Raw genomic sequence first — 13,380 nt, 5'->3', positions numbered from 1 at the left:
CCGACCAACGCTAACAACGCAAGGATTTCGCCAATGACGACGACAATGCACGCAGCAGTAGTAACTGAATTCGGCAAGGACCTCCAGATCCAGGAGCTCGCCATTCCAACCCCCGGGCCGGGGGAGGCCCTCGTCAAGGTACTCACCACCGGTGTCTGCCACACCGACCTCCACGCAGCGGAGGGCGACTGGCCGGTCAAGCCGACTCCGCCGTTCATCCCCGGCCATGAGGGCGTGGGCGAAGTAGTAGCCCTCGGCGAGGGCGTCACGGACCTCGCCATCGGCGATCTTGTGGGCAACGCCTGGCTCTGGTCCGCCTGCGGCGACTGCCAGTACTGCCGCACGGGCTGGGAAACACTCTGTGAGGTGCAGAAGAACGCCGGCTACAGCGTGGACGGCTCCTTCGGCGAGTACATGCTGGTGGACAGCCGCTTCGCCGCCAGGATCCCGGCTGGCACGGATCCCGTTGAAGTGGCCCCCGTGCTCTGCGCCGGAGTCACCGTCTACAAGGGCCTGAAAATGACCGAAGCCAAGCCGGGCCAGTGGGTCACCATCTCCGGCATCGGGGGCCTGGGGCACATCGCCGTCCAGTACGCGGTTGCTATGGGCCTGCGCGTTGCGGCCGTGGATATCGCGGACGACAAGCTCGCCCTGGCCAAGGCCCACGGAGCCGAACTGACCGTCAACGCCCTGCACGAAGATCCAGCAGAAGTCATCCAGCGTGAAACCGGAGGTTGCCATGGAGTCCTCGTTACCGCAGTGCACCCGTCCGCTTTTGGACAGGCGATCGGCATGGCACGCCGCGGCGGGACGATTGTGTTCAACGGGCTGCCGCCGGGCGACTTTCCGGCGCCCATTTTCGAGATTGTGCTCAAGGGACTGACCGTGCGCGGTTCGATTGTGGGAACCCGGCAGGACCTGGAGGAAGCACTTGACTTCTACGCCCAGGGCAAGATCCACCCCACGGTGTCCACCAGGGAACTCTTCGAGGTCAACGCTGTCCTTGACGAAATGAAGCACGCCAAGATCGACGGCCGCGTCGTCATCAAGTTCTGATGAAGGACGCGTTCTGATGCCGGAGGCGAAGCTCGACGCTGCAGTGACGCTGCCCGGGGAGGACTTTTCCCGGGTAGCGCTCACCGCCGCAGCCGTGGAGTTGCTGCGGAAACTGTGGCTGCAGCACGGGCCGCTGATGTTCCATCAGTCCGGCGGCTGCTGCGACGGCTCCTCGCCCATGTGCTATCCCGCCGGGGAGTTCATTACCGGCGACTCGGATGTGCTGCTGGGCCTGTTCGACTTATCCGGAGCCGGGACCGGCGGCGGCGTCACGTCCGACCCGCCCGGCGGCCCCGGGAAAGGGCAGCCGCTGGAGTTCTGGATGTCGCGGGAACAGTTCGGCTACTGGAGCCACACCCACCTGACAGTGGACGTGGTCCCGGGCCGGGGTAGCGGATTCTCGGTGGAATCACCGGAGGGCAAGCGCTTCCTCATCCGTTCCACGCTGATGGACTGGCCCGCCTAGGCAGTTCGATGCTTTAGCCTAGAGGCCCTCCAAAAGGAGGGCCTCAAGGTGTTTTCCGCAATTAACTTCGGCATACGGCGCGTCTCACGATACGGGACAACTGGAACCGTCCAGTGGATGGACAGTAAAGTTGATAAGTCTGTTTCCATCCCCTATCAGGATTGTGGATCTCCTTATGAACCTCCTCCGGACCAAAACAATCGAGCAGTCAATGGCCGACGCCGATGAACCCGGACGCAAGCTTAAGCGGTCACTGAGTACCTGGGATCTGATGATCATGGGTGTGGCTGTCGCCGTCGGCGCCGGCATCTTCTCGGTCGGAGCCAAGGCAGCGGCCAACTTCGCCGGACCCGCCGTGACCGTCTCCTTCGCCATCGCCGCCGTCACCTGCGCGCTGGCCATCATGTGCTACGCCGAGTTTGCCACCGCCATCCCTGTCGCCGGGTCGGCCTACGTCTTCACGTACGCCACCATGGGCGAACTGCTGGCCTGGATCATCGGCTGGAACCTGATCCTGGAGCTCTTCACTGCCGCCGCGGTGATCGCCAAGTACTGGGGCATCTACCTCAGCAAGGTCTTCGCCCTGATGGGCGCCGACGTCCCGGCAGCACTGTCCATTGGCGGCGTTGACCTCTATTGGGGAGCCTTCCTGATCGTTGCTGTCTTCACCGTCCTGCTGGTGCTGGGCACTAAGCTCTCTGCCCGGGTAGGCAACATCTTCACGCTGATCAAGATCGCCGTGGTGCTCTTTGTCATTGTGGTGGGCTTCACCTACGTCAAATTCGAGAACTACAGCCCCTTCGTCCCTGCAGCTGAACCCACGGGCGTCAGCGGCACCGCTGATGTGCTCAAGCAGTCCTTCTTCGGCTTCCTCACCGGAGCCGCCCCTGCACAGTACGGCACACTGGGCATCTTCGCCGGCGCTGCCCTGGTGTTCTTCGCCTTCATCGGCTTCGACGTGGTGGCCACTTCGGCAGAGGAAGTCAAAAACCCGCAGAAGACCCTGCCACGCGGCATCTTCGGCGGCCTCGCCGTCGTCACACTCCTCTACATCCTGGTGTCCCTTGCACTGACCGGAATGGTGTCCTATACCGACCTCGCGGAAGCCAAGAACCCCACTCTGACCACTGCCTTCGAGGCGGTGGGCGACACCACTGCCGCCAAGGTCATCGCCTTCGGCTCGCTGATCGGCCTGACCACCGTGATCATGGTGCTCCTCATGGGCCTGTCCCGCGTGGTCCTGGCCATGAGCCGCGACGGCCTGCTGCCCCGGGCCCTGTCCAAGACCAGTGAAAAGCGTTCGACGCCGGCACGCCTCCAGGTGATCTGCGGCGCCGCCGTGGCACTCGTCGCCGGCCTCACCAACGTTGACCTGCTCGAAGAGATGATCAACATCGGGACGCTGTCCGCGTTCGTGATGGTGAGCCTGGGCATCCTGGTGCTGCGGAAGAAACGCCCGGACCTCAAGCCCTCCTTCCGTGTGCCGTTCGGCAAGGTCCTGCCGGTGGTTTCGGCCCTGCTGTGCCTTTACCTGATGACCAACCTGGCGGTGGAGACCTGGATCTTCTTCGCGATCTGGCTTGTGATCGGCATCGTCATCTACTTCTCGTACGGACAGCGGCACTCCCGCCTCAACGAGCGTTTCACCGAGGCCAAGGAAGCTGTCAACGGCCCCGCCGGGCAAGCCGCCCCCAAGTCAGCCGACGATGAGGACGAGTTCAGCCGCGCCTAGCGGCCACCGTGGGCCGGAGGCAAGAGACCGGCCTGTCCCGCACTAGCTGCCCTGCCCCGCTCACGCGGTGCGGGGCAGCGCCGTCCGTGCGGGGCAGCGCCGCTGCATTGTGACCGGCCCTGGGCGCAAGGCTCCCACGGCAGGGTTGCCCGGCCCTGTTACCTAAGATGGATTTATGGCCCGCCCCGCAAAACCTGAACGCAAGGCAGAGCTGCTCTCCGCGATCCTGGACTACCTGATGGACAAGACGCTTGCTGAACTGACCTTCCGCAGCCTGGCCGAAGGCTTGGGCATCAGCGCCTACGTGCTGGTGTACCACTTCGGCAGCCGGGAGCAGTTGGTCAACGAGATCATCGGGTCCATCGAGTCACGGCTGGACAGCATGCGCACCACGGACGTGCACGACATCGACCGGGATGCCTGGAGGACCTACCTGCTGGAGTCCTGGCAGTGGACCATGGCACAGCGGAACCGGCATCTGGCACGCCTTGAGTTCGAGGCCACGGCACAGGACATTGTGGCCGCCGAACCGCGCGGGACCTCGCAGGAGAACTTCCGCATGCTGCACCACAAAACCAGGGACTGGCTCATGGTTCAGGGCATCCCGGAGGACTTTGCGGATACGGACGCCCGGCTGTTCACGTCCACCTTCTACGGCCTGCAGTTCGATTTTGTGGTGATGAACCAGCCCGAAGCCGCCACCCGCGCCTTTGAGCTGATGCTGACTGTCTTTTTCAACAACCTGGAGGCCCGCCTGGCTGCGGCGTCCCAGGGAGCCTGACTTTCCAGCGAACGTCTTAGGGGGCTGCGTGCCGGCCCACCCACTCCACGAGCGGTCGCAGCTGGTCCCACATCGCGGATATCCTCTCGGCCGCTTCCGGTCCATGCACCCAGTCCGGCTGGCCAAGCTCAACACGCGCGGACAGGGACTTGTGCTTCAGCAACTCCGCCCGGGGGTGGTCCTTGTCGAAGCCGCGCGGCACGGTCTTGAGTTTTTCGCCTTCCACCACAAAACCGGCGGCAGCCGCTGATTCAACGATCTGCCGGAGCGCTTCGCCGGTGCCCGAGGCATCGACGGAATTCCGGAACCGGACCAGCTGGGCCGGTGTGCTGGTATGGCATCCGCCGCCCACCAAGAGCCCGTCGGCGCTCACCTGCACGTAGTAACCGACGCCCTCCTGAGTGGCCGCAAAGGCGCCCTGGGCGGTTTTGTAGGGCGATTTGTCCTGGGAGAACCTGATATCCCGGTTGGGCCGGAAGACTTTGCCCGGGCCGAACCGCGGTTCCAGTTCGGCCAGCAGGGCCGTGACCGGATCCCTGACCAAGGTGTTGTAGCGGTCCTTGTGGTCCAGCCACCACTCCCGGTTGTTGTTGTCCTCAAGTTCAGCGTAGAACTCGAATGCCCCTGCGGGGATGCCTTGGAATGTGCTCATGCAGTGATCCTAAGGACGGTAGGGTGCCTCCAGCCAGAGCCGGCATTCCCTATGTGGAAATCGCAGCAACGCAAAACACCCCGCCGCGGAAAATCCGCAGCGGGGTGTTCTCAGGTGCCGGGCCAACCAGTGGCATAAGCCAGCCGGTGGCACAGAACCGGAGGGCGGGTTAGCCGATTTTGTTGGCTGCTTCGGCGTCGGAGAGCGGTGCTGTGCCGAGGTTGGCGCGGAGTTTGGCGCCGAGTTCGGCGTCGACGTTGGTCCAGTATTGGATGGCGCGTTCCTTGATGCCGGGGCTCTTCACGCCGCCCACGGCACCGGTGATGGTGTCGAGGAAGCGGGCTTTGGCGGCGTCGTCGTAGACCTCGCGGTAGAGCGTGCCGGCCTGGCCGAAGTCGCTGTCCTCGGCGTGCAGGGTGTGCGCGGAGAGGGTCAGCTCGCCGTCGTTCTCCCAGCCGCCGGCGGGGTTCTGCGGCTCCACGGCTGCCGGGCCGCCCACGGAGTTGGGGGCGTAGACCGGGGTGGTGGGGGCGTTGAACAGGTAGCGTCCGGCGCCGTCCTGGCTGTAGTTGTTGACCTGGTTTTTGGGCTGGTTCACCGGGATCTGGGCGTGGTTGGTGCCCACGCGGTAGCGGTGTGCGTCGGCGTAGGAGAAGATGCGGGCCTGGAGCATTTTGTCCGGGGACGCGGCGATGCCGGGCACGAAGTTCGAGGGCGCGAAGGTGGCCTGTTCGATCTGCGCGAAGTAGTTCTCGGGTTTCTTGTTCAGTTCCATGGTGTCGACCTTGATCAGCGGGTAGTCCGCGTGCGGCCAGACCTTGGTGAGGTCGAAGGGGTTGAAGCGGTAGGTCTTGGCGTCCTCGTAGGGCATGACCTGGACGTGCAGGTCCCAGGACGGGAAGTTGCCGGCGTCGATGTTTTCGGCGAGGTCGCGGATGTAGAAGTCCGCGTCGGAGCCGGCCAGTTCTTCGGCCTGCTCGCCGGTGATGGTCTTGACGCCCTGGTTGGACTTGAAGTGGTACTTGACCCAGAAGCGTTCGCCCGCGGCGTTGATCCACTGGTAGGTGTGTGAGCCGTAGCCCTGCATTTCGCGCCAGGAGGCCGGCAGGCCGCGGTCGCCCATGAGCCAGGTGACCTGGTGCGCGGATTCGGGGGACAGGGTCCAGAAGTCCCACTGCATGTCGGCGTCGCGCAGGTGGGTGCCCGGGAGGCGCTTCTGGGAGTGGATGAAGTCCGGGAACTTGATGCCGTCGCGGATGAAGAAGACCGGGGTGTTGTTGCCCACGAGGTCGTAGTTGCCCTCGGAGGTGTAGAACTTCACGGCGAAGCCGCGGGGGTCCCGCCAGGTGTCCGGGGAGCCGTTCTCGCCTGCGACGGAGGAGAACCGGATCAGCATCTCGGTCTCGGCGCCGGGCTGCAGGAACGCGGCCTTGGTGTAGGCAGAGATGTCCTCGGTGGCCGTGAACGTACCGAACGCGCCGCCGCCCTTGGCGTGTACTACGCGCTCGGGCACCCGCTCGCGGTTGAACTGGGCGAGCTTTTCGACCAGGTAGTGGTCAGTCAGGATGATGGCACCGTCGGCACCAACTGACTTCGAATGCGCGTCGGACGTAACCGGCGCACCTGACTGGGTCGTTGAAATGGCAGTCATTATTCTCCTATTTCTCTATTACTTGCGAGGGACGTTCAGAAGGAAGTTGTTGGGACTGCTGGCAGTCCTGGCAGATGCCCTGGTACATGACATCGGCGATCTGGATGGTCATGGGCTTGGCGTCCTTATCCCAATGCGGGGTAAGGCAAGGCGCATGCCCGACGGCGCACTCTACGTCCTCGACGCGCCCGCAGCTGATGCAGATCGCGTGGTGGTGGTTATCGCCCACGCGGGTCTCGTACAGTGCGGGGGAGTGCGGCGGCTCAAAGCGGCGCAGCATGTGCAGGTCGGTGAGGTCGCCCAGGACCACGTAGACGGACTGCGCAGTGAGCTCCGGGAGCTCCTTGCGCGCGGCGGCGAGGATGCTCTCCGCGGGGGAGTGGGGGTGATGCTCGACGGCGGCCAGCACCGCCAGCCGCTGCTTGGTCACCCGGCGGCCGTGGGCGCGCAGGGCAGCAGCCCAGGCTTCGTGGCCGCCAAAGTGTTCCGTCATGCCTCTATTGAAGCACTTATTATGAGTTCATCACAATAAGGCTTGGCTAACCTCCGGAAGAGCCAGGAACTCCTGCATCGGATTGACTGATTCCCCAGCCGAACGTCCCATGGCGTGGACCTCCAATGGCCCATCGCCCGGCTCCGGAACCACACAGCTCAACCCGCTCACGCCGGGGCGTTCCGTCATGCTTTGGAGAGACGCGGCCAGCGCCAGCAAGTGCCCGGGCCTGAGCCCCGGCTCGACCGACGACGACGCCAACGCCGTGGACAACACAGTGTGGTGCGCGCCGGCCTTAAGCCGGGGTGGCGCCACGACGAGTTCCCCGAGATGGGAGTTCGCGGCAGTGTCGCCGGGCAACATTGTCTCGAACTGCCAACTCGGATCAGCCTGGCGCTCCAAAGCCAAACGGCGCAGCGCAGTGCGGAGGCCGCCGTCGTACTCCTGGAGTTCCTCGGCTGCGGCCGGTACCCGGCGCTGCGCGGGGAGGCGGAGCTGTTCGCCCGGGGTGACCGGCTCGGTGGCCCAGCGGCCGAACAGGTGGAACGTGGGCGTGGAGGATTCGACTTCCGGTTCGCCGATTGCCGCGCCGATGGGGTGCCACTGGTGGGCGAAAACCACGGTGCAGCGACTGGCGCCGAGGACCTCGGCGAGCGCCTGTCGGGCAGCATTGTGGCACCAAAGCCAGTCGGCGGCGGAGCGGAGATCGAAGGCAACGGCTGGATTCGTGAGCCGGATGAGGAGGTGGCCGGCGTTCAGCGCGGTCCGGGGACGGGCCACCTCCCAGAACGCCGATGCAAAAAGCAGCCGCCTGGATAGATTCATGCGCCAACTCCTTCCCCCGCCTGAGGATACCAAGCCGATGGCACAACACGACACGCAGGCGTGACCAGGTTTGCAGGTGGCTTCGGTGGGGACCAGCACCTCGACTGGCCCACAGCGGTACTAAAATTCTGACTGAGGGCCGGGTCCTGCTGCCCGGTCCCCTGAAGGCGTGCGGGCAGACGTGGAGGAGTGGACGTGCACAAGCATTACAACGGCCTGAAAACTGCGGCGCTCTTCGGCGTCCTCTGGGCCGTCCTGCTGGGACTGGGCGCCCTGATCGGCCTCAACATGCGCAGCTCGGCGCCCATCTGGATCATGGCACTCATCGGCGTGGCCACCACGGCCTATGGCTACTGGAACAGCGACAAGATCGCCATACGCTCCATGCAGGCCTACCCGGTCGCCGAAACCCAGGCGCCGCAGCTGTACCAGATCGTCCGCGAGCTGTCAGTCCGCGCCAACCAGCCGATGCCACGCATCTATGTCTCGCCCACGATGAACCCGAATGCCTTCGCGACGGGGCGCAATCCGCGCAACGCCGCCGTTTGTGTCACCGAAGGCATCCTCCAGCTGTTGGACGCAAGGGAGCTCCGCGCCGTCCTGGGGCACGAACTCATGCACGTGTACAACCGCGACATCCTCACCTCCTCGGTGGCTGCCGCCGTCGCCGGCGTGATCACCTCGGTGGGCCAGATGCTGTTGTTCTTCGGCGGTGACAGGCGCAACTCCAATCCGCTGGCCATGCTGGCCATGGCCCTGTTGGCGCCGTTTGCGGCGTCCCTGATCCAGCTGGCCATCTCCCGGACCAGGGAGTACGACGCCGACGAGGACGGTGCGCAGCTGACCGGCGATCCGCTGGCGCTCGCCTCAGCCCTGGGCCGGATTGAGCAGGGCGTGCGGATCGCGCCGCTGCCGCAGGACCAGAAGCTGGTCAACACCTCGCACCTGATGATTGCCAACCCGTTCCGCGGCGGGGCGATGACCAAACTGTTCGCCACGCACCCGCCCATGAAGGACCGGATTGCCCGGCTGGAACGGATGGCGGGCCGGCGCTGACCCGGGGTTGATCAGCAAAGCTGGATGCCGCCGTCGTGCTCTCTTCGCTGCTGCTAGCTACGGAAGTTGACGAACTGCAGGTCCGCCTCGTCAAAGTCCTTCAGCAGCGCCATAGTGGCCTGCAGGTCATCGCGTGACTTGGACGTGACGCGGAGTTCGTCGCCCTGGATCTGGGACTTGACCCCCTTGGGCGCTTCGTCGCGGATGAGCTTGTTGATCTTTTTGGCCAGGTCCTGCGCGATGCCTTCCTTGATGGAGGCCTCCAGACGGAACTCCTTGCCGGACGCGTAGGGCTCACCCGTGTCCAGGGACTTCAGCGAGATGCCGCGGCGGATCAGCTTGGACTGGAGCACGTCCAGGACGGCCAGGACGCGTTCCTCCGAGTTCGCCTTCATCAGGATCTTCTCGCCGCTGAAGTCGACCTCGGCGCCGACGCCCTTGAAGTCGTAGCGCTGGGCCAGTTCCTTCTGGGCCTGATTCAGGGCGTTGGCCACTTCCTGCTTGTCCACTTTGCTTACGACGTCGAACGTTGACTCGCCTGCCATGATTCTCCTTGTGCTGGTGGTGTTGTGCCGGTAGTGCGGCTGGTTGCGCCCGGGAGGCGCCTGATGTCTGCATTCCAGCCTAATACGGATGCCCCTGTTGGTCGTTGCCGCTTTTCACGGTTCCCTCTCAGCGGACACCGGGCGGGAACGAAGCCCCGCGCCAGAGAGTTGGAGTTGTTGGAAAGAGCGCGAAGGGAAAGACCATGCACCGCAAAGCCGTCCGTTACGTCAACCGAACCACCACTGCAGCCGCCGGAGCCGTGGCTACCGCAGCCACCTCCGTCGCGGCTGCCGCCGTGGCGGCCTCCATCATCTTCAGCCCGGTGGCGGATGCTTCTGCCCGGATGGACGGCGTCAGTGAGGACCTGCTGCGTGCGGTCGAACTGAACCAGATCACCGAGGAGCAGGCCGTGAAGTTCGAGGCCCGCCTCGCCGGACGCATTCTCGGCGAGGCCTGATTCGGGCCGATTTTCCGCGCGGTTTCGGGGTTTTTCGCGCGCGTTCCCCAGGGCCGGGGGCTCGATTCGATTCTTCGGCAGAAGTTCTGTAAAGTTGTCTTGCCCGCGGTTACTGGAAGCGGAACGGCCCGGAAACGGACGTTCCGAACACTGCAGCCGGGGGTGATCTTCTTTTGAAGTTCGGCAGATTACCCGAGCGGCCAAAGGGGGCTGACTGTAAATCAGCTGGCAACGCCTACGGGGGTTCGAATCCCTCATCTGCCACCCAAGGAAAGCCTCCGGAACCATCAGGTTCCGGAGGCTTTTTCGTGCCTGAAGCGACCCCCGGCCGCCTGTCCTGCCCTGCTGCAGGGTATTCCCCTCCTCGTGGTCTTTTCCCCCCTGCGTTACAGGGGGAATTGACCACGCAAAGGGGAAATCTGGGCCGTCGACAGCTTTATGGCCCCGGCGTAGGCTGGCAGCATCGGCGCATGAACCCGATGCCCTGCGTCGATGCATCAATCGATGAAGGAGTACCAATGAGTGCTGTACGTGAATTCATGACTACAGATGCAAAGTGTATTAAGGAGACCCAGTCCCTCACGGATGCTGCCCGGATGATGCAGGATCTGGACTGTGGCTCGTTGCCGATCTGCGGTGACGACGGAAAGTTGAAGGGCATGATCACCGATCGTGACATCGTGCTCAAATGCATCGCCGCCGGCCGCGATCCCCGCGAAATGATGGCCAAGGACCTCGCTACCGGCAAGCCTTACTGGGTTGACGCCGATGCGAATGTCGACGCCGCCATCGAACTGATGGAGAGGCACCAGGTCCGGCGTCTCCCGGTCATTGCCGACCACAAGTTGGTGGGCATCATCAGCCAGGGCGACATCGCCCGCAACTACTCCGAGCAGCGTGTGGGCGAGCTGGTGGAACACATTTCGGAACGCAGCCGAATGCAGGTGTAGTCAGCAACTGAAGCAGAACGCCACGGAGTCCTCTCCGTGGCGTTACTTTGTGGGCCGTCATGGCCTTGTCCGCGGTTCCCCGCCTTGAAGGTTAGGAACCACGGACAAGCTTTGGAAAGTCAGTTCAGCGCGATCAGGAGCATCTGGCTGGTCCCCGGGATGCAGGTCTGCAGGATAGCCCTGGGGAAACCACCGAAAACGGCCTTGACGTCGTTGGTGGTGCCGGGGTTGGGAACCTGCCCACGGGCGGTGGCCGTGTAGGTTCCGTAGCCCGGGATGCTGATGGTTTCGCCCACAGCAATGCCGGAGAAGCGCGCCCAGCCGCCGCAGAAGTCATGTTCGGTGATGAACAGCGAGTAGCCATCGTTGGGGGTGAAGTGGATGGGGCCGATGCAGGCGTCCACCATTGCCTGTCCGCCGACGCCCGCTACATAGATCGTCCGGACCGCAGGCGCAGCCTGGCCCGGAGTCGTTGGGGCAGCGACAGCGGGACCGGTCAGCACCAAGGACTGGCCGGGGACGATGATGCTGTAGGCACCCAGCCCGTTGGCGGCCAGCATCGCATTCAGGTCCACGCCATACCGTGCGGCGATCCCACCCACAGTGTCGCCGGGAACAACGGTGTAGCGGTTGGAGTCGCCCGAGGGAGCAGGCGCGGGAGCAGGCGCCGGAGCTGGCGCCGGGGGAGCCGGGACCGGTGCAGGACCCTCGGCCTGTGCGGGACCCTCGGCCTGTGCGGCCGCCGTCGTGCTTACCTCCGGTGGAAGCGGAACCTCTGCAGTGCGGACGGGCCCTGCCAAGGATCCAACGCCAACGGCGGAGACCACGGCAGCGGCGGCCATGCCTGCCCAGAGCCGGTTGCTGACAGGATTGCGGGTCTGGTTCAGTTCTGCCCGGGGAACGTCTGTTTCGAAGTTCCGGCTGGGAGGTTCGGAAGGTTTTGCGGTCAACTGATGCATGGGTGGCCCATCGCAGGTCGGCCCAGTCAAGGAAAAGCAGCGGTGGATGCCGCCGGTTCCCCTTGCAGGACGGATCGAGGTGTGATGCGCTATGCGGTTCCGGTCAGTAACCGGCGCCGCGCAGGGATGCGCGTGATGGGAGCCGCCCGCATACCCAGAAGATACGGGAGCTCCACCATGAAGCGGCATCATCCACCCCAGCTTGGAGGATGCGCCGGCAACGTATTCGGCCCTAGGAATTCCGAGTCTAGGAAGCCGTTGCGCCAGGCGGCACCAGTAGGGGTTACTCGAATTTTTCGCAACAAGGCCAGTGGCGGGCGTTTTTTCTACTCAGTAGTACTCGCCGCGGCTACGCGAACTTCAGGGCGTGCGCCGGTCCCTCAGGTCGGCGACCTCGCGCCGCAGCGATGCGATCTCCTCCACCAGGTCGGCCAGCTCGGCCCGGACGGGTTCCTCCGCCGACTCCGCGGCGGCTTCGGTGGATTCCTCAACGCGCTGGACAAGCCAGGAGGCGATGGAAGCGGTGACCACGCCGAGCACGGCGATGCCGCTCATCATGAGCGCCGCGGCAACCATCCGGCCGATCGGAGTCACGGGATACATGTCGCCGTATCCCACAGTGGTGATAGTGGTGATGGCCCACCAGACGGCGTCGCCGAAGGTCAGGATCTTGGCATCTGGAGCGGACTGTTCAACATCCAGCACTGCCAAGGCACCCACAAAGACGAGCAGGGCCGCTGAGCCGGCCACATACGTGACAACGCGGCCACGGAGGGTTTCACCGACGGTCCGGTGCAGTACCGAGAGCAGCGTCACCAGCCGGAGCAGCCTGAGCGGCCGGAAGAAGGGCAGGGCAACTATCAGGAGTTCGTGCAGGTTCCAGAGGAACCAGCGACGCCGGTCCTTGGCGAGCCACAGGTTGGCTGCGTAGTCGAGGGCGAATATCCCCCAGGTCAGCCACAGGACGGCCTCCAGCCACTCGGCGGCGCTTCCTTCGACGCGGCCAATCACCTGCCACGCATAGGCGGCCAGGAACACCAGTGCAGTTCCCATCAGCGGCCACTCGGCGAGGTCCCGGTAGCGTTGTTGCGTCATGCGCCACATCCTACGCGGGAGCTCTTGAAAGTCAGGCTGGCCCCTCAAGTTACTGACGGGTAACATTGGGGGATGCACCTGCTTCTTCGTACCCTCCTGATGCTGTTCACGTCCGCCCGCCGCTCCGCGCTCACCATCTGGGACACCTCGTCCTTACCGCTGCGCGTCCTGCCCACCGACATCGACATCGCCATGCACGTCAACAACGGCATGTATTTCTCCCTCATGGACCTGGGCCGGTTCGACCTCATGGTCCGCAGCGGCGTCTGGAAGAGGATGCGCCGGCGCGGCTGGAACCCGGTGGCAGCGGGGGAGACCATCGCCTTCCGGAAGTCCCTGCAGCTGTGGCAGCAGTACACCATCGAAACGAAGATCATCGGCCTGGATGCCAAAGCCATCTACTTTGAGCAGCGCATGGTGGCCGACGGCGAGATTTACGCCCGTGCCTACATCGCCACCCGCCTGGTCAGCAACGGCAAACCCGTCAGCCAGCAAGAGATCCTGCGGGAGTTCGGCCAGCCCCCGGCGGACTGCATTCTGCCCGAATGGATTCACGAGTGGCGTGAGGCCAACGCACTGCCGGGCAGCCGGACACCTGCCCCGCATCTCTGGGAAGCCAGGGCCTGACCGCAGGCCAAGCGAACAAAACGGCCGACGACGG

The 13,380-nt window shown here is 64.4% G+C and carries 15 protein-coding genes and 1 tRNA gene; 9 read left to right on the top strand and 7 right to left on the bottom strand.

Annotated elements, in window-relative coordinates; all coding sequences use genetic code 11:
- Nucleotides 1-33: 33 nt before the first annotated feature.
- The 4 genes from adhP to ACLKOZ_RS17405 all read left to right on the top strand — a co-directional run bounded on the left by adhP (nt 34) and on the right by ACLKOZ_RS17405 (nt 4,035).
- Entirely contained in the window at nt 34-1,056 is a 1,023-nt protein-coding gene (gene adhP, locus ACLKOZ_RS17420) for an alcohol dehydrogenase AdhP (RefSeq protein WP_337346268.1), read from the top strand.
- A gap of 16 nt (nt 1,057-1,072) precedes the next feature.
- A complete protein-coding gene (locus tag ACLKOZ_RS17415) occupies nt 1,073-1,522 on the top strand; it encodes a DUF779 domain-containing protein (protein ID WP_337346269.1) in 450 nt (149 codons plus the stop codon).
- A 175-nt stretch (nt 1,523-1,697) separates the two neighbouring features.
- Nucleotides 1,698-3,254 (top strand): amino acid permease, encoded by a 1,557-nt coding sequence (locus tag ACLKOZ_RS17410; RefSeq protein WP_337346270.1) that lies wholly within the window; start codon nt 1,698-1,700, stop codon nt 3,252-3,254.
- Nucleotides 3,255-3,429: 175 nt separating this feature from the next.
- Nucleotides 3,430-4,035: a TetR/AcrR family transcriptional regulator gene (locus ACLKOZ_RS17405; protein WP_436476893.1), complete on the top strand. Its 606-nt coding sequence runs from the start codon at nt 3,430-3,432 to the stop codon at nt 4,033-4,035.
- Nucleotides 4,036-4,051: 16 nt separating this feature from the next.
- Here ACLKOZ_RS17405 and ACLKOZ_RS17400 read toward each other — a convergent pair whose 3' ends face one another.
- The 4 genes from ACLKOZ_RS17400 to ACLKOZ_RS17385 all read right to left on the bottom strand — a co-directional run bounded on the left by ACLKOZ_RS17400 (nt 4,052) and on the right by ACLKOZ_RS17385 (nt 7,656).
- Entirely contained in the window at nt 4,052-4,687 is a 636-nt protein-coding gene (locus tag ACLKOZ_RS17400; RefSeq protein WP_337351764.1) for a DUF2461 domain-containing protein, read from the bottom strand.
- A gap of 169 nt (nt 4,688-4,856) precedes the next feature.
- A complete protein-coding gene (locus ACLKOZ_RS17395; RefSeq protein ID WP_436476891.1) occupies nt 4,857-6,338 on the bottom strand; it encodes a catalase in 1,482 nt (493 codons plus the stop codon).
- Nucleotides 6,339-6,345: 7 nt separating this feature from the next.
- On the bottom strand, nt 6,346-6,831 hold the full coding sequence (locus tag ACLKOZ_RS17390) for a Fur family transcriptional regulator (protein ID WP_337346756.1): 486 nt from the start codon (nt 6,829-6,831) through the stop codon (nt 6,346-6,348).
- Nucleotides 6,832-6,861: 30 nt separating this feature from the next.
- Entirely contained in the window at nt 6,862-7,656 is a 795-nt protein-coding gene (locus tag ACLKOZ_RS17385; protein WP_436476889.1) for a hypothetical protein, read from the bottom strand.
- A gap of 195 nt (nt 7,657-7,851) precedes the next feature.
- Between ACLKOZ_RS17385 and htpX the strand changes: the two genes are divergently transcribed.
- Nucleotides 7,852-8,712, top strand: a complete 861-nt coding sequence (gene htpX, locus ACLKOZ_RS17380) for a zinc metalloprotease HtpX (protein WP_376043394.1) — start codon at nt 7,852-7,854, stop codon at nt 8,710-8,712.
- A gap of 53 nt (nt 8,713-8,765) precedes the next feature.
- Here htpX and ACLKOZ_RS17375 read toward each other — a convergent pair whose 3' ends face one another.
- On the bottom strand, nt 8,766-9,257 hold the full coding sequence (locus ACLKOZ_RS17375; RefSeq protein WP_066293529.1) for a YajQ family cyclic di-GMP-binding protein: 492 nt from the start codon (nt 9,255-9,257) through the stop codon (nt 8,766-8,768).
- A 203-nt stretch (nt 9,258-9,460) separates the two neighbouring features.
- On the opposite strand from ACLKOZ_RS17375, the gene ACLKOZ_RS17370 reads away from it, so the two are divergent.
- The 3 genes from ACLKOZ_RS17370 (at nt 9,461) to ACLKOZ_RS17360 (ending at nt 10,665) form a co-directional block, all read left to right on the top strand.
- Nucleotides 9,461-9,715, top strand: a complete 255-nt coding sequence (locus ACLKOZ_RS17370) for a hypothetical protein (protein WP_337346760.1) — start codon at nt 9,461-9,463, stop codon at nt 9,713-9,715.
- Nucleotides 9,716-9,897: 182 nt separating this feature from the next.
- Nucleotides 9,898-9,979: transfer RNA gene (locus ACLKOZ_RS17365), tRNA-Tyr, on the top strand.
- A 254-nt stretch (nt 9,980-10,233) separates the two neighbouring features.
- Entirely contained in the window at nt 10,234-10,665 is a 432-nt protein-coding gene (locus ACLKOZ_RS17360; RefSeq protein WP_337346761.1) for a CBS domain-containing protein, read from the top strand.
- A gap of 119 nt (nt 10,666-10,784) precedes the next feature.
- Here ACLKOZ_RS17360 and ACLKOZ_RS17355 read toward each other — a convergent pair whose 3' ends face one another.
- Nucleotides 10,785-11,624, bottom strand: coding sequence for a LysM peptidoglycan-binding domain-containing protein (locus ACLKOZ_RS17355; protein WP_436476886.1), 840 nt, complete (start codon nt 11,622-11,624; stop codon nt 10,785-10,787).
- A gap of 360 nt (nt 11,625-11,984) precedes the next feature.
- Nucleotides 11,985-12,719 (bottom strand): potassium channel family protein, encoded by a 735-nt coding sequence (locus ACLKOZ_RS17350; protein ID WP_436476884.1) that lies wholly within the window; start codon nt 12,717-12,719, stop codon nt 11,985-11,987.
- Nucleotides 12,720-12,791: 72 nt separating this feature from the next.
- Between ACLKOZ_RS17350 and ACLKOZ_RS17345 the strand changes: the two genes are divergently transcribed.
- Nucleotides 12,792-13,346: an acyl-CoA thioesterase gene (locus ACLKOZ_RS17345; RefSeq protein ID WP_436476882.1), complete on the top strand. Its 555-nt coding sequence runs from the start codon at nt 12,792-12,794 to the stop codon at nt 13,344-13,346.
- Nucleotides 13,347-13,380: the final 34 nt, after the last annotated feature.

Origin of the sequence: Arthrobacter sp. R4 (assembly GCF_051365025.1) — a bacterium.
In the GTDB taxonomy this organism is placed as follows: Bacteria; Actinomycetota; Actinomycetes; order Actinomycetales; family Micrococcaceae; genus Arthrobacter.
This window is presented reverse-complemented; position numbering and strand designations above follow the sequence as displayed.